Origin of the sequence: Staphylococcus schweitzeri (genome assembly GCF_002902405.1) — a bacterium.
In the GTDB taxonomy this organism is placed as follows: Bacteria; Bacillota; Bacilli; order Staphylococcales; family Staphylococcaceae; genus Staphylococcus; species Staphylococcus schweitzeri.
Window position 1 is genome coordinate 1 of the sequence record NZ_PPQS01000013.1, and the last position, 17435, is coordinate 17435.

Annotated in this window: 16 protein-coding genes; 14 read left to right on the forward strand and 2 right to left on the reverse strand. The window is 28.8% G+C overall.

Features of this window, described 5'->3' with window-relative positions; genetic code table 11:
• Positions 1-215: 215 nt before the first annotated feature.
• Positions 216-644 (forward strand): hypothetical protein, encoded by a 429-nt coding sequence (locus tag CD116_RS03025; protein WP_047427563.1) that lies wholly within the window; start codon positions 216-218, stop codon positions 642-644.
• Positions 645-850: 206 nt separating this feature from the next.
• Here the strand turns inward: CD116_RS03025 and CD116_RS03030 are convergent, their stop codons facing one another.
• Positions 851-1357 (reverse strand): GNAT family N-acetyltransferase, encoded by a 507-nt coding sequence (locus CD116_RS03030; RefSeq protein WP_047551594.1) that lies wholly within the window; start codon positions 1355-1357, stop codon positions 851-853.
• Between the two features lie 112 nt (positions 1358-1469).
• Here CD116_RS03030 and graX point away from each other — a divergent pair, with 112 nt between their 5' ends.
• The 7 genes from graX to CD116_RS03065 all read left to right on the forward strand — a co-directional run bounded on the left by graX (position 1470) and on the right by CD116_RS03065 (position 9196).
• Positions 1470-2393 (forward strand): auxiliary protein GraX/ApsX, encoded by a 924-nt coding sequence (graX, locus tag CD116_RS03035; RefSeq protein WP_047551597.1) that lies wholly within the window; start codon positions 1470-1472, stop codon positions 2391-2393.
• A gap of 15 nt (positions 2394-2408) precedes the next feature.
• Complete coding sequence (gene graR / locus CD116_RS03040) at positions 2409-3083, forward strand: response regulator transcription factor GraR/ApsR (RefSeq protein ID WP_001166502.1); 675 nt, start codon at positions 2409-2411, stop codon at positions 3081-3083.
• Entirely contained in the window at positions 3076-4116 is a 1041-nt protein-coding gene (gene graS, locus CD116_RS03045; RefSeq protein WP_047551601.1) for a histidine kinase GraS/ApsS, read from the forward strand. The genes graR and graS overlap by 8 nt, the downstream gene beginning before the upstream one ends.
• Before the next feature lie 143 nt (positions 4117-4259).
• Positions 4260-5021, forward strand: a complete 762-nt coding sequence (gene vraF / locus CD116_RS03050; protein WP_047551604.1) for an ABC transporter ATP-binding protein VraF — start codon at positions 4260-4262, stop codon at positions 5019-5021.
• Positions 5011-6900, forward strand: coding sequence for an FtsX-like permease family protein (locus CD116_RS03055; protein WP_047551607.1), 1890 nt, complete (start codon positions 5011-5013; stop codon positions 6898-6900). Before vraF ends, CD116_RS03055 begins: the two co-directional genes overlap by 11 nt.
• 655 nt (positions 6901-7555) lie before the next feature.
• Positions 7556-8173, forward strand: coding sequence for a DUF47 domain-containing protein (locus CD116_RS03060; protein ID WP_000491755.1), 618 nt, complete (start codon positions 7556-7558; stop codon positions 8171-8173).
• Between the two features lie 15 nt (positions 8174-8188).
• Positions 8189-9196: an inorganic phosphate transporter gene (locus CD116_RS03065; protein ID WP_000120372.1), complete on the forward strand. Its 1008-nt coding sequence runs from the start codon at positions 8189-8191 to the stop codon at positions 9194-9196.
• A 597-nt stretch (positions 9197-9793) separates the two neighbouring features.
• Here the strand turns inward: CD116_RS03065 and CD116_RS03070 are convergent.
• Positions 9794-10591: a LysM peptidoglycan-binding domain-containing protein gene (locus CD116_RS03070; RefSeq protein ID WP_047449744.1), complete on the reverse strand. Its 798-nt coding sequence runs from the start codon at positions 10589-10591 to the stop codon at positions 9794-9796.
• Between the two features lie 355 nt (positions 10592-10946).
• On the opposite strand from CD116_RS03070, the gene CD116_RS03075 reads away from it, so the two are divergent.
• The 6 genes from CD116_RS03075 to CD116_RS03100 all read left to right on the forward strand — a co-directional run bounded on the left by CD116_RS03075 (position 10947) and on the right by CD116_RS03100 (position 17335).
• Positions 10947-11600, forward strand: a complete 654-nt coding sequence (locus CD116_RS03075; protein ID WP_047551611.1) for a Bax inhibitor-1/YccA family protein — start codon at positions 10947-10949, stop codon at positions 11598-11600.
• A 696-nt stretch (positions 11601-12296) separates the two neighbouring features.
• A complete protein-coding gene (locus CD116_RS03080) occupies positions 12297-14447 on the forward strand; it encodes a helix-turn-helix transcriptional regulator (RefSeq protein WP_047531692.1) in 2151 nt (716 codons plus the stop codon).
• A 145-nt stretch (positions 14448-14592) separates the two neighbouring features.
• A complete protein-coding gene (gene sarX / locus CD116_RS03085) occupies positions 14593-14952 on the forward strand; it encodes an HTH-type transcriptional regulator SarX (protein ID WP_047428644.1) in 360 nt (119 codons plus the stop codon).
• 190 nt (positions 14953-15142) lie between these two features.
• The gene (locus CD116_RS03090) at positions 15143-15859 is read left to right on the forward strand and encodes a YebC/PmpR family DNA-binding transcriptional regulator (protein ID WP_047531694.1); all 717 of its coding nucleotides are present in this window, start codon (positions 15143-15145) and stop codon (positions 15857-15859) included.
• Positions 15859-16338 carry a cupin domain-containing protein gene (locus CD116_RS03095; protein ID WP_047551614.1) on the forward strand — a complete coding sequence of 160 codons (480 nt, stop codon included), beginning with the start codon at positions 15859-15861 and terminating at the stop codon, positions 16336-16338. Before CD116_RS03090 ends, CD116_RS03095 begins: the two co-directional genes overlap by 1 nt.
• A 346-nt stretch (positions 16339-16684) precedes the next feature.
• Complete coding sequence (locus CD116_RS03100) at positions 16685-17335, forward strand: ribonuclease FAU-1 family protein (RefSeq protein WP_047531700.1); 651 nt, start codon at positions 16685-16687, stop codon at positions 17333-17335.
• Positions 17336-17435 lie beyond the last annotated feature (100 nt).

The following is a 17435-nucleotide window of genomic DNA, read 5'->3' on the forward strand; positions in this document are numbered from 1 at the left end:
AAGGCTTATAGCCGTAGAACAAACCACCCGTTCACACGGGTGGTTTTGATTTAGAAATAATACGTATTTTTACATAAAATAACTTTTTACAACTAAATTATCAAAAAATTTCGCAAACGTGATATAATAAATTGATAATATGAAATGAATTTAAAACGAAAATATAAAAATATAGATTGAGTATAAAGTGATTTGGAATAAGGTAGTGAAAGGAAATGACTAGATTATCATTAAAACCATTTAAAAATAAACGTGTAATAGTTAGTGGACGTATTCAGCGAGTATTATATAAAAATTATTTAGATAGGCATAGCACATTTAAACCAAACGTAAGAATATTATTAAAAGATGTGGTCGTCGCAGGGGTCTCTATAGATCATTTATGGTTATACGAGACAAATAAATATTACGCATTGGCAATGGAATTGATTTATCGTCGCGTAAAATTTAGCGCTCATGTTGTACCGTATTACAAAATAAATAGAAGTAATAATCTATTTGTACAAGACTATGGAATTAAACGTAAAAGTAAATTGATATCTGAAGAGACCTACAATCAAAATAATCAAGGAAAGGATTCAATATACGAAAAATTACCAAATATAGATTTTAAGATTGAAGATTTCTATAGTAAAGAAAATTAAAAATATAAATATAGTAAAACACCACTAAAGGTATTTGATTATAAATCAAGTACACATTAGTGGTGCTTTATTATTATATGTTGATTTGTCATGTCGAAATCCTCAAGTATTTTTTGATTTGAATTTTAGTGCTTTAAATTGAATGAAGAAAGTGCATAGACATTTGTTGTAATGCGATTCTAATTCAAAATTATGATAAAATAGCTTTAATTAAGAATTTTAGCCATCATGTAGTCATCATAATATTTACCGTCGATAAATAATTTATCTTTCAATACACCTTCAATTTGAAAATCAGCACTTTTAAAAAGTTCAAGTGCAGGCTGATTATTGAGTGGTACATTTGCTTCAATGCGATGTATTTGATTATTTAAGCACCATGCCGTAATAGCATCTAAAAGTGCTTGACCTATACCACGATGCTGATAAAGCTTTTTAACACCTAAATCGATTTTAGCAACATGTTTAATTCGTTTGAAATGCATCGTGTTAACAAATGCAAAGCCAACAAGTTGTTCATCACTCTCAGCTACAAATATGACTTTATACGGAGAAGTAATATATTCTTCTAATTGCTTACTAGCTGACGTTACACTAGGGTCATATTCTCCAGGTGTATAAAACATATATGGAGATTCGTCGTAAATTTTTGATAACATTGAAATAAAGTTCTCAACATCTTTGATACTAACTCTTCGTATGATATGGGCCATGAAAAGCCTCCAGTATTTTGGAATTTTAAAACATTTGCTACTATTATAATATATATGTGACTAAAAGGTGGAGTAATATGTTTTTTGGTTACAGTTTAAAGGAGTATTTTATATGAAACCTAAAGTTTTATTAGCAGGTGGAACAGGATATATCGGTAAATATTTAAGTGAAGTTATTGAAAATGATGCGGAGCTTTATGTTATTTCAAAATATCCTGAAAATAAAAAAACAGATGTTGTCGACATGACTTGGATTCAATGTGATATATATCACTACGATCAAGTAGTAAAGGCAATGAATCAAATAGATATTGCAGTATTTTTTATAGATCCAACGAAAAATTCTGCTAAGATTACTCAATCTTCAGCAAGAGACTTAACGTTAATTGCAGCTGATAATTTTGGACGAGCAGCTGCTATAAATCAAATTAAAAAAGTGATATATATACCTGGAAGTCGATATGATAATGAAACAATTGAACGTTTAGGGGCATATGGTATTACTGTTGAAACAACAAACGTAGTTTTTAAACGCTCTTTAGTCAATGTAGAGTTGCAAGTATCTAAATATGATGATGTTAGGTCAACAATGAAAGTACCGTTGCCAAAAGGATGGACACTACAACATTTGGTTAATCACTTTATCGCATGGATGGGACATACAAAAGGGACATTTGTGAAAACGGAGAAAGTACAAGATTTAGTTAAAGTTTATATAAAAAATAAAGCACGGCCGCTTGCTGTATTTAAAATAATGGAAACGGCCGCTGGAATAATAACTTTGAAATTAATAAGCGGGAGTATAGTCAAAAACAATGCAGTCACGCAAGGCAAACTTGAATTTAGGTTTATTAAAGAATCTGCAGTAGTCTATATCCATCTGTATGATTATATACCTCGCGTATTTTGGCTGATTTATTATTTTATACAAGCACCAATGCAAAAAATGATGATTCGTGGCTTTGAAGTAGATTGTCGTATAAAAGATTTTCAAAGTCGTTTAAAATCAGGGGAAAATATGAAATATACTAAATGATACCAGGTGATATGAATGCAAATATTATTAGTTGAAGATGACAATACTTTATTTCAAGAATTGAAAAAAGAATTAGAACAATGGGATTTTAACGTTGCTGGTATAGAAGATTTCGGTAAAGTGATGGATACATTTGAAAGCTTCAATCCTGAAATTGTAATATTAGACGTTCAATTGCCTAAATATGATGGATTTTATTGGTGTCGAAAAATGAGAGAGGTATCTAATGTACCAATATTATTTTTATCATCTCGTGATAATCCAATGGATCAAGTTATGAGCATGGAGTTAGGTGCAGATGATTACATGCAAAAGCCTTTTTATACTAATGTCTTAATCGCTAAATTACAAGCGATTTATCGTCGCGTCTATGAATTTACTGCAGAAGAAAAACGTACACTTACATGGCAAGATGCAGTAGTAGATTTATCAAAAGATAGTATTCAAAAAGGTGATGAAACTATATTTTTATCAAAAACTGAAATGATTATATTAGAAATACTGATTACTAAAAAGAATCAAATTGTCTCTAGAGATACAATAATTACTGCTTTATGGGATGATGAAGCATTTGTTAGTGATAATACTTTAACGGTTAATGTGAACCGTTTGCGTAAAAAATTATCTGAAATAGGAATGGATAGTGCAATTGAAACCAAAGTAGGAAAAGGATATATGGCACATGAATAATTTAAAATGGGTAGGATATTTCCTTAAATCACGTATGAATTGGATATTTTGGATATTATTTTTGAATTTTATAATGTTAGTAATTAGTCTAATTGATTATGATTTTCCAATTGATAGTGTGTTTTATATTGTTTCGCTTAATTTAAGTTTGACATTGATTTTTTTAATCATAACGTATTTTAAAGAAGTAAAGTTATATAAGCATTTTGATAAAGATAAAGAAATTGAGGAGATTAAACATAAAGATTTAGCAGAGACACCATTTCAACGCGAAACTGTGGATTATTTATATCGACAAATTTTAGCGTATAAAGATAAGTTTGTTGATCAACAGTTACAATTGAATATGCATGAACAAACCATTACTGAATTTGTGCATGATATAAAAACGCCAGTGACAGCCATGAAATTACTAATTGATCAAGAAGAAAATCATGAAAGAAAACAAGCACTATTATATGAATGGTCTCGTATTAATTCAATGTTAGATACCCAACTTTATATTACAAGGTTAGAGTCACAACGAAAAGATATGTATTTTGATTATGTACCTCTTAAACGCATGGTTATTGATGAAATTCAATTAACTAGACATATTAGTCAAGTTAAAGGAATCGGTTTTGATGTTGACTTTAAAGTTGATGATTATGTTTATACAGATATTAAGTGGTGTCGCATGATTATTAGACAAATTTTATCTAATGCATTGAAATATAGTGAAAATTATAATATTGAAATTAGAACAGAATTAATCGACAAACATGTATCTTTGATTATTAAAGACCATGGAAGAGGTATTAGTAAGAAAGATATGCCTCGAATTTTTGAACGTGGTTTCACGTCAACTGCAAATCGAAATGAAACAACATCTTCAGGTATGGGATTATATTTAGTAAATAATGTGAAAAATCAATTAGGGATTCAGGTCGATGTTACATCTGCTGTCGGTAAAGGGACAACAGTCAGTTTAGTTTTCCCATTACAAAATGAAATTGTTGAACGCATGTCAGAAGTGACAAATTTGTCATTTTAAACATGCGTTTTGTTACTTTGAATTGATACCTCTAATCAACTTCAACGATATAATAAAATAGATGTTAGTCATATGTTAAATTGAAGATATTAGTGCCAAAACTTAATGAAAATGAAGTTAAGCTAAATTATAGGAGTGTTAAAGTGGCAATTTTAGAAGTAAAACAATTAACAAAAATATATGGAAATAGAAAAATGGCACAAGAAGTTCTGCGAGATATTAATATGTCGGTAGAAGAGGGTGAATTTATAGCAATTATGGGTCCTTCTGGATCTGGAAAGACAACGCTATTAAATGTTTTGAGTTCAATCGATTATATTTCGCAAGGCTCCATTACATTAAAAGGGCAAAAATTAGAAAAACTCTCTAATAAAGACTTATCTGATATTCGAAAGTATGAAATTGGTTTTATTTTTCAAGAATATAATTTGCTTCATACTTTGACAGTTAAAGAAAACATTATGTTGCCGTTAACCGTTCAAAAACTAGATAAAGACATAATGCTAAATCGTTATCAAAGAGTAGCTGAAGCATTAAATATTTTTGATATTAGTGAAAAATACCCATCTGAACTATCTGGTGGACAACGACAAAGAACTTCAGCTGCAAGGGCATTTATTACTCTTCCGTCAATTATCTTTGCCGATGAACCAACAGGTGCGCTTGATTCGAAAAGTACACATGATTTATTGAAACGATTAACAAAAATGAATAAAGAATTTAAGTCTACAATCATTATGGTTACACACGATCCTGTTGCAGCTAGCTATGCCAATAGAGTGATAATGCTTAAAGATGGTCAAATTTTTACTGAATTATATCAAGGTGATGATGAAAAACAAACATTTTTCAAAGAAATAATGCGAGTTCAAAGTGTTCTAGGTGGCGTTAATTATGAGCTTTAATCAGATTATATTTAAAAATTTCCGACAAAACTTATCGCATTATGCCATTTATTTATTTTCTTTAATAACGAGTGTAGTTTTGTACTTTAGCTTTGTAGCGTTAAAATATGCACATAAAATTAATATGACAGAATCATACCCCATCATTAAAGAAGGATCACAAGTAGGTAGTTACTTTTTATTCTTTATCATAATCGCATTTTTATTATATGCTAATGTCCTATTTATTAAGCATAGAAGTTATGAGCTAGCGTTATATCAAACACTAGGGTTATCTAAATTCAATATTTTATATATTTTGATGCTTGAACAATTATTATTATTTATAATTACGGCGACGCTAGGTATCATTATAGGCATTTTCGGTTCGAAAATTTTATTGATGATTGTATTTACATTGTTAGGCATTAAAGAAAAAGTGCCGATTATTTTTAGTTTAAGAGCAGTTATTGAAACATTATTATTAATTGGTGTTGCTTATTTATTTACCGCAATTCAAAATTTTGTTTTAGTATTTAAGCAATCTATTTCACAACTTTCTAAAAATAATCAAGTAAAAGAAAGTAACCATAATAAAATTACATTTGAAGAAGTTATTCTAGGTATCCTAGGTATTATATTGATTATCACTGGATATTATCTCTCTCTTAATATAGTCCAATATTATAATTCTATTGGCATTTTGTTATTTATTTTATTTTCAACAGTAATAGGTGCTTATTTCTTTTTCAAAAGTTCAGTTTCACTTGTTTTTAAAATGGTAAAAAAATTTAGAAAAGGTGTTATCAGTGTAAATGATGTGATGTTTTCGTCATCGATTATGTATCGAATCAAGAAAAATGCATTTTCGTTGACTGTTATGGCAATCATTTCTGCAATCACTGTGTCAGTTTTATGTTTTGCTGCAATCAGTAGAGCGTCTTTAGAAAGTGAAATTAAATATAGTTCACCACATGACGTTACAATTAGAAATCAACAAAAAGCTAATGAGTTAGCTAGTGAATTGAATAATCAAAAGATACCTCATTTTTATAATTACAAAGAAGTTATACACACAAAATTATATAAAGATGACTTGTTTGATGTGAAAATGAAAGAACCATATAATGTAACGATAACTAGTGATAAATATATACCCAATACAAATTTAAAACGTGGTCAAGCTGATTTGTTCGTAGCAGAAGGAGCAATTAAAGATTTAGTTAAACACAAGAAACATGGTAAAGCCATTATAGGAACTAAAAAGCATCATGTTGATATCAAGTTGCGAAAAGATATTAACAAAATATATTTTATGACGGATGTTGATTTGGGTGGGCCAACGTTTGTTTTAAATGATCAAGACTATCAAGAAATAAGAAAATATACTAAGACTAAACATATTGTTTCGCAATTTGGGTTCGATTTAAAATATAAAAAAGATGCACTGGCATTAGAAAAAGCCAAAAATAAAGTAGATAAATCAATAGAAACGAGAAGTGAAGCAGCAAGTTCTATATCTAGTTTGACAGGAATACTGTTATTTGTGACATCATTTTTAGGTGTTACATTCTTAATTGCTGTTTGTTGTATCATTTACATTAAACAAATAGATGAGACTGAAGATGAATTGGAAAATTATAGTATTTTAAGAAAACTTGGATTTACACAAAAAGATATGGCGAGAGGTCTTAAATTTAAGATTCTTTTTAATTTCGGGTTGCCTTTAGTTATCGCGCTCTCACATGCGTATTTTACTTCATTAGCTTATATGAAGTTAATAGGTACTACGAATCAAATACCTATTTTTATAGTGATGGGCTTATATGTTTGTATGTATGCTATATTTGCTATAACTGCTTATAATCATTCGAAACGCACAATTAGGCATTCAGTATAATTATATTTTACGGCTTTCAGCGAAGTAACAGATAAAAATCTAAGTTACTTCGCTGGAAGCTTTTTTAAGTTCTATGAATAAATTGAAATGATTGAATAGTTTTTACTTTTTATTTTCATTATTTTTAGGGTTCTTGAAATTGAAAACATGGACTCAAAATTTGTGAAAAATAATAAATATGAGAAAATAGAGGAGCAAGTGTTGAATGATATAAATAACACAAATAGTTCGAAAAGGCATTGTATACTAATTAATATGTAAAAGTTATGTAATGCAAATTGTATCACTGTAAAATTTTCAATGATTTTAATTTACAATTTTTAGATATATATAGATAAAAGAATGCTTATTAAACAAGGATTTTTAAACAAACGCCTACGACTATTTAAATTTTGTGTAAATATTAAGTTTCGTCTTTGTTAAAAATTTGTAAATTGAATTGTGGGATTGTAAATTTTGTGCTATTTTCATATAAGGGCAAATACAGTAAATATTTACTGTGAGGCATATTTGAAATTAATATCAGTACACTAAAAACATACTGACGATTGATAATAACAAATTTGTATCATTAGTTTGTAAATTCACTTGTCTTATTTGAAACAAATTATAACTGAATGTGATTGGTGACAATCGCTTAAATGGAGGATTTTAAATGTTTAGTAAGAAAAAAGATAAGTTTATGGTTCAATTAGAAGAGATGGTTTTCAATCTAGATCGTGCCGCTATTGAATTCGGTAAAATGGACTTCAATACTCATTTAGACTTAAAAGCATACTCAGATAACATTAAAACTTACGAGTCACATGGTGACGAATTAGTACATCAAGTTATTACTGATTTAAATCAAACATTTATCACACCAATTGAACGTGAAGATATTTTATCATTATGTGATGCAATTGATGATGTTTTAGATGCAATTGAAGAGACAGCTGCTATGTTTGAAATGTATTCAATTGAATACACGGATGAATATATGGCTGAATTTGTTGATAACATTCAAAAAGCTGTAGCAGAGATGAAACTTGCAGTTGGTTTATTAGTAGATAAAAAGTTATCACATATGCGTATCCATTCAATTAATATTAAAGAATTTGAAACAAACTGTGATGGTATTTTAAGACAGTCAATTAAACATATTTTCAATAGCGAAACTGATCCAATCACATTAATAAAAATAAAAGATATTTATGAAAGTATGGAAGAAATTGCTGATAAATGTCAAATCGTAGCAAATAATTTTGAAACTATAATTATGAAAAATAGCTAAGGGGAGTATATATTTATGTCATATATAATCATCGTCACTATAGCTGTAGTTATTTTCTCGCTGGTATTTGACTTTATCAATGGTTTCCATGATACAGCCAATGCAGTAGCTACTGCAGTATCGACTAGAGCGTTAACGCCAAAAACGGCAATTTTAATGGCAGCAGTGATGAACTTTATAGGTGCTTTAACATTTACGGGCGTTGCAGGCACTATTACTAAAGACATTGTCGATCCATTTAAATTAGAAAATGGATTAGTTGTTGTATTAGCAGCAATATTAGCAGCTATCGTTTGGAATTTAGCTACATGGTTTTATGGTATACCGAGTTCGTCATCTCATGCTCTAATAGGGTCAATTGCGGGCGCTGCGATTGCTTCTGAAGGTTCGTTTTCAGTTTTACATTATCAAGGGTTCACAAAAATTATTATTGTATTAATTGTTTCACCGATTATTGCATTTTGTGTTGGTTTTTTAATGTATTCTATTTTTAAAGTGATATTTAAAAATGCAAACTTAACAAGAGCGAACCGTAACTTTAGATTTTTCCAAATCTTCACAGCAGCGTTACAATCATTTTCACATGGTACAAACGATGCACAAAAATCTATGGGGATTATTACATTAGCTTTGATTGTTGCAAATGTACAAACTGATGGTAGTGTAGAACCTCAATTATGGGTTAAGGTTGCCTGTGCAACAGCTATGGGTCTTGGTACCGCTATTGGTGGTTGGAAAATTATCAAAACTGTAGGTGGTAATATTATGAAAATTCGTCCTGCTAATGGTGCAGCGGCTGATTTATCATCTGCATTAACAATTTTCGTTGCGTCATCATTACATTTCCCATTATCAACAACACACGTTGTTTCATCATCAATTTTAGGTGTAGGTGCTTCTAACAGAGCAAAAGGTGTTAAGTGGAGTACTGCACAGAGAATGATTATTACATGGGTAATTACATTGCCAATTTCCGCTATATTAGCAGCATTATTATTCTATATCCTTAACTTATTTTTCTAATAGGATTTCAAATAAAACTTCAGTATCACGTATAATATGTGGTACTGAAGTTTTGTCATTTATAAAGAAGTTTTTTAATAGAAAATATCTTACTGCTGATTTTTAGGATTTATACGACGCGATCAATTGTTAGCTGCATAGAAATATTGGATTTAAGGTTACTATATTATTGAATAAAGCATTGTAAAAAGGATGATACCTGTATCGAGGATACCATCCTATTTACAATACAAAATCGTTTAAATAGTTAGCAATTTATATGATTACCCTAAATTGTATTGAACTTCATTTAATATAAATTTGTGTATGTAGATAAAAAAGCGTAAAATACTGGTATAACATTTGAAATCATTATATAGTCTATATAAAGTCAACTTAGTTGCATTATTTTGATTTTTAATATATTATTCATTTAATTTAATCGAAAGTATATTTCATTATCTTTTACCTAACTACCATTCATACAAAAAACGATAATAATAGCAAAATTGAAACTAGTAAATTTTTTTGGACTAAAATGAAAATTTTTTTCAAATTAAAAAACTAGCAATATCACTTGTTGTGAATTGCTAGTATATATCAGTGCAATTTATTTAATTAGTGTATAAATGCATAGCTAGAAACTTCTGAAGCTGGAATAGTACGGTAGTTCATGTTATATGGACCATACGTATAATTCATTTCAGAAATAAGGATACTACCATCGCCATTGATACGTTCAACATAAGCAACGTGTCCATATGGCCCAGGTGTACTTTGCATGATTGAACCAACTGATGGTGTGTTGTTAACTTGGTATCCATCGTTAGCTGCATTACCAGCCCAATATTTTGCATCTGACCAATATGTGCTAATTGGTTTGCCAGCTTGAGCACGACGGTCAAATACGTACCAAGTACATTGACCTTCAGTATATAGGTTTTGATGGTTAAATGATGATGTATTGCCATTTGTGTTAGTAGCAGCTGTTGGAGTAGTACCACCAGATCCACCATTAGGAATTTGTAAAGTTTGGTTAGGCATAATTAAATAACCACTTAGGTTATTAGCTGCCATTAATTGATCAACAGATACACCATATCTGCTAGCGATAATGTTTAATGATTCACCAGCTTGTACAGTATGAGATGATGCTGAACCATAATGTGAAGAAGTGTTTGATGTACTTTGTGCACCACTTCCACCTACTGAGATAACTTGACCAGGAAATACTAAGTTGTTATCTAATTGGTTGCTTTGTTTAATACTCTCTACTGAAGTGTTGTATTGTTGTGCAATACTCCATAAAGATTCACCAGATTGTACTGTATGTTGTGTAGATGCTTGTGCATCATGATGCGTTAAAAATGCTGCTGCACCAGATGTTGCGGTTACTGCAAATGCTAATTTTTTCAAAGGGACTCCTCCTTAAAAATAAGATTTACTACTTTTTAAAATTTGTAAAACAATTTATATAGTAAATTAAGTTTCGTTTTTTATTACGCTTTCCATATTATCAAAAATTAGTTGCTTTGTGTGGTTTGTTATTATCTTGTAATATTATTAACATTTTAGGATTTTGAAATAAAAGTTGGAAAAAGCTGATTTGGTGGAGAATAAGAGCAATTTAATTCGTTTTTCCATTAAGCAAAAAATATATTTTGTAACATTTAAAAGTGTAAAATGACATTCGGTGTTAAAGGTTATTTCTTTTGAAGAAATAAAATTTACTGTAAAATTTGACGCATAAAATGACAAAGGGGGCATTACATTGGCACATAATACTAATCATTCGTATTATCAACAAAATCAAACAAAGCAACAAGATCATTCCATAAGTAAGGTTTGGCTGTATTTTATGTATTACTGGATTATATTTGGTGTGGGTTGTTATTTAGGACAATTTTTACCACTAAGTTGGCGACAGCCTTTATCATTCGGTTTACTCATTATAATTCTAGCTACACTTATATTTAATCGAGCAAGGCGATTCGGTTTAATTATTTCGAATATATATGCTGTAGGTATAGGACTACTATCATATGCTACCTTTGCCACATATTTACAGAATTTAGGACCAGATATTTTCTATAAAAATATAGCATTGGCAGTTTTTGCATTTATTGTCTTTGGTGTCATTGGCTATTTTGTTGTAGGTGATGCTTCAAGTATTGGTAAATATTTGTTTGTTACTTTAATCGCATTAATTATTGCAAGTATTATTGGTATATTTCTTCGCAATCCTATTTTTTATACAGTGATTACGGTCGTAAGTCTATTACTATTTTTACTATATACGTTATATGATTTTAATCGTTTGAAACGAGGAGAATATTCTCCGCAAGAAATGGGTTTCAACTTATTTATTAATTTGCTAAATATTATTAAAGATATCCTTTATTTAGCAAATACATTTCGTAGATAAACGATTAATCATATTGTAAACGTTAAAAGTACTTCATTGTAATTTGTTATTCAGTTAAAGCTATATTTTAATTTTTAAAGAAATAATATCTTTTTTGACTGTGATTTTCAATTTAGCAATCGCATTTTTAATAAGTCAATTTAACTATATAGTAAAAATACGACTTATTTTCTAATTATTATTTAGTCAAGAAAGTGTTGATAATTTAAAGTAATCAATAATCATAGCTTTTCATTCATCCAAAATCTACATTATTGAATTAATCGTTTGAATAATAAGTTTATTTTCTGATGAAGTCACAAGTGATAATGATAATTCATTTTAGTTAACTTCTTTAATATGGCACTATATTAAATCATAAATATTTCAGTTTTAATTTGAAAAAATTACTGTTAATCGAAGTAATCGCTATGCTGGAAATAGAAAATAGTAATAAATTGTAGATGTGGTCATTTAAAATTATTTTGAAAATACTAAAAAGCGGTGTGTTTTTAATTAGATAGTTTAATTAAAATGACTACATCTATTTTTGTAATATTTAAATGATTGTTATAAAAGTTTAAAAAATACCCATTATATAGAATTATTTATTTTTGATTTAGTATTCGTATTGTGTTAAATTTACGTTTAATTAAATAAGTTAAATATTATAGGGAATGATAAAATTGCTACTTAAGTAAAGAAAGAGGTAAAGTTATGGCAAATTCATGCTTGCATATACTTACTAATAATGAGTATGCGACGACACGTTGCCAAGATGGCATTGTCTTATTTTGGCCGATTGAAGGGGAAATCGAACTACAAAAATTTCGTAAAAGTAAAATAATTGAGGATGATATTTATATTATTAATCATCTGGATGTTTTTAGTGTGAAAAATAATAAGAAAACGATTATGTTGTATTTAAGTAGCGATTGGTTTGCAGAATTAGGCTTTCCTTTTTTTAATTATCACTATACAGCAAAATTGATTAAATCATCCTATAATTTAAAATGTTTATTATTAAAACTGACGTATCGGTATCTTGAAAATCAAACCCTAAATGATGCTGATATAAGAAAAATACAAGAAATTATTACAATTATTGCAAAAGAAGCAAGTATGGATAAAAAAATTGCCCAAAACCAATATCGTTATGCCTATTATGGTGACTTACGAGATGAGTTAGAATATATTTATCAAAATGTTAATCAGCGTTTAACTTTAAAAAGTGTAGCTGATAAATTATTTCTGTCTAAGTCAAATTTATCTTCACAATTTCATTTGCTAATGGGCATGGGTTTCAAAAAATATATTGATACTTTAAAAATTGGCAAGTCGATAGAGATTTTACTGACATCGGATAGTACGATTAGCAATATTAGTGAACATCTTGGATTTAGTAGCAGCTCTACATATTCTAAAATGTTCAAAAGTTATATGGATATAACGCCAAATGAGTATCGCAACTTATCAAAATTTGATAAATGTATAATGTTGAAATTTGAATTGCTAAAAGAGGAGAAAGTTAATGAGATAAAAGAGGTAGTGATTGATTATATCGATCATTATAAAAATCATTTAACTGATGTAATACATATTGATGAAGATAAATTTCAAACCCCAAAATCATTTCAAACAATTATTCAAATCAATACGTATACTGAAATGAAGCTTGTTTTCTTAGAAGGTATTTTTAAAACGTTATTAAAAACAGATGATCAGGTTGTTTTTTTTATCATGCCTTCCATTTTAAACAGTCAAAATACTATATCTGAAGTAGAAAAGGTTGAAATCATTAAAACTATAATTGAAAGTAATTTAAAGATTGCATTTAACATTAATGAAATTGAGACAGTCTATTATGTCGAAGAAGCATTTATGAAAGTATATAGGCAATTATCATCTAGTGAATTAGAATATTCGAATAAGTATGAATTACACTTTGTTTTTGATTTATCAATACTGGAAATTAGAACAATATATCGTATGATTTTAAAGCTACATAATATTATGTTAAACGTGAAGTTAGGATTAAATATTACTTGTTTATTGGAGAAACCGTCAGAGTATAAATCATTGGTATCACAAATTAAAAGGTTGAAATTTGATTCATTAATTATTGATAATGCTAGTTTAAGTAGTCCTTATTTAATGGGAGAAAGCGATGAATTACTTTTAAAAAACATTTTACATTTTAAAAATTTAAAACAAGTTATCAATGAACTCGATCTCGAACAAGAAAAATTGATTTTTTTAAACGTTGAAAATCATAAGCTACTTAATAATAAAGAACGTGATTTAAGTAACAGTGCACCATTAATTTATAAGACTTTAAGTGCGCTGTATCATAATTTTGATGGATTTGGATTAAATATTTTTGATAATCATCAATCATTTAATGCAATGCATCTATTTGATAAAAATGGATTTAAAACAACACTTGGTCTTATTTTGGAGAAGTTTATTGAATTTGTCTCAAAGCCAAAATATGAGAATAGCTATTATTCTATTATTGATATAGAAAATTATTATTGTCTTGTGGTATATGATTGGAGAGTTATTGAAAGTGAGACAGTAATAAGTGATTTTGAGGATAGTCAAGTTTATATAAATTTTAAAAATAATGTTTTAAACGATAAGTATCTTATAATAATTGAAACATTAGATGAAATTAGTGGCAATATTAATCATTTGATATCTAAGGATTTAAGAGATAAATATGAGTGGAATTCGAGTTTGCTATCAAAAATCGACAATTATTTTAAACCAGCAATCGAGATAAAAGAGCATAATTTTAGTAATGATTCATTAAATATTAACGTTACTTTCAATGCATTATACATAATTAAAATAGGTAAAAAATAGCACTCTGATATGTATTGCAAAATTTAATTTGCATTTGTTGGTAATTTTGACAACGTATTAAAAACAAATGAGAAAGACAATGATAAAAAAATTTAAGATAATAATGACAGAAGCATTGTCTTTATATATTTGGGGGTGCAACATTTTGAATACAGAGAAATTAGAAACATTGCTTGGCTTCTATAAACAATATAAAGCATTATCTGAATATATTGATAAGAAATATAAGTTGTCGCTGAATGATTTAGCAGTATTAGACTTAACAATGAAGTTTTGCAAAGAAGAAAAAGTACTCATGCAAGCGTTTTTAAAAACTGCAATGGATGAGTTGGAATTAAGTAGAACAAAATTATTAGTTTCTATTAGAAGATTGATTGAAAAAGAAAGATTAAGTAAAGTTAGATCATCCAAAGATGAGCGTAAAATTTATATTTATTTAGATGAAGAAGATATTTCTAAATTTAATGCTTTATTTGAAGATGTAGAACAATTTTTAAATATTTAATTGAAATTGAGTGTCGAAAGCATGTTTATTTGCTTATCGGCACATTTTTTATAAATTCAATTTTTAAAGAATTAATTGAAAATAAAAGGGAAAGTCTATAGTAACGTTAATGGGGAAAATGTATATAATCGGTAAAAAATCATGTATAATAAATAATGTTAATTAAACAGTTCGAAAGCGAGATGACATTATGGGACGTAAATGGAATAACATTAAAGAGAAAAAGGCCCAAAAAGATAAAAATACAAGTAGAATTTATGCAAAATTTGGTAAAGAAATATATGTAGCTGCAAAATCGGGAGAACCTAATCCAGAGTCAAACCAAGCTTTAAGATTAGTTCTTGAACGCGCTAAAACTTATTCAGTGCCAAATCATATTATTGAAAAGGCAATTGATAAAGCAAAAGGTGCTGGAGATGAAAACTTTGATCATTTAAGATATGAGGGCTTTGGTCCAAGTGGTTCAATGTTAATTGTAGATGCATTGACAAATAATGTGAATCGTACTGCTTCAGATGTTCGTGCTGCTTTCGGTAAAAATGGTGGGAACATGGGTGTATCCGGCTCAGTAGCGTATATGTTTGATCATGTTGCTACATTTGGTATTGAAGGCAAATCTGTCGATGATATTCTTGAAACATTAATGGAAAAAGATGTCGATGTAAAAGATGTTATTGATGATAACGGATTGACAATAGTATATGCGGAGCCAGATCAGTTTGCAGTTGTTCAAGATGCACTTCGTGAAGCGGGTGTGGAAGAATTTAAAGTAGCCGAATTTGAAATGCTTCCTCAAACAGATATTGAGTTATCAGAAGATGACCAAGCAATATTTGAGAAATTAATAGATGCATTAGAAGATTTGGAAGACGTTCAAAACGTATTCCATAACGTGGATATCAAATAATGAAAACAGCACAACAATGGATTAACGAATTGAATTTAATATCGCATCCAGAAGGTGGCTTCTATAAAGAAACAATTAGAGAAGTTACGACAAATGAGCAAAGAGCGCCATTCAGTAGTATTTATTTCTTACTTACGGATGATAATATTTCACATTTTCATCGAATTGATGCTGATGAAGTTTGGTATTATCATGCGGGTAGTTCGCTCACAATCCATATGATTGATAAGAAAGGGCAATACAAAGCTGTAACTTTAGGCGCAGATATTGAAAATGGTGATGTACTACAATATGTAGTGCCCAAAGGGACTATTTTTGCTTCGTCAATTGAAAGTGAAAATACTTATAGTTTAGTTGGCTGTATGTGTCAGCCGTCATTTGAGTTTGAACATTTTGAATTGTTTACTCAAAGTGAACTACTTAATCAATTTCCTCATCTTGAATCTGTTATCGAAAAATATGCTTTGAAGCAAATATAAAAAATAAAGTGATTTAAAGTTGATTCTGTAATCTTTAAATCACTTTATTTTTTTGAATTTAATTGGACGGAAAATTTTGTAAATATAGTTTTGATAAAATGCAATGTGTTACACATTGATTAGTATCGATAATGGTAATTTTATGTCATTTTTATTTTCTATAAAATTAGTGTTATGAAGAAATATGTGTACAATCTAAATAATATTGTCTATTTTAAGTAAATTGAGTCGAGTTGTAGTAAAATAATAATAAATATTTTCATTAGATAAACAATAAATATAAAACGCATCATGACATGACATCAATCATGTAGTTTAATATAATTATGACAAGGAGTTGGTGACTGTGAAAGTAAAGTATATAGATAAACGTCACTGGCGTCGCCTAATTGATAGAGAGTATACAGAGGTAAAAGTTAATAATAATAGGTTCAAGGGTATTATAGGCTTAGTCACGATGAAAAAGGTTCGTGATCCTTTAGAGGTGACGGTAGTTGGACAAAATATTATTGTCGCAGATGACAATTATAAATGGTTGCAAATACTACCTGAAAAGAAACGTTATAGTATTACTGTAATGTTTGATAATAAAGGTAATCCATTAGAATATTATTTTGATATTAATATTAAAAATATTACTCAAAAAGGTAATGCGCGTACAGTTGATTTGTGTTTAGATGTTTTAGCGTTACCAAGTGGTGAATATGAGTTAGTTGATGAAGATGATTTGATGTTTGCGCTTGAAAGTGAACAAATTACTAAAAAGCAATTTCATGAGGCGTATATGATTGCACATCAAATTATGGCAGAGCTAGAAAATGATTTTAAAGGTTTTCAAAAGAAAATCATGTATTGTTTTAAGAAAATAAATGCAAAAGCTCAGAAAAATAATCATAAACCACAAAATAAATCAAATAATGAAAAGAGTAAAGCTCTAAATCCTAAACAGTATAAACAAGCTAACAACAAACACCAACATCAAAAGAACATGAAGTAAAGTTAAATGTAGCCATACCAGCAAAATTGGTGGAAATTATTCGTTTATTATGCAATTTGGTTGTTAAAATCAATAAAAGGCAGTATATGAATAATTTATG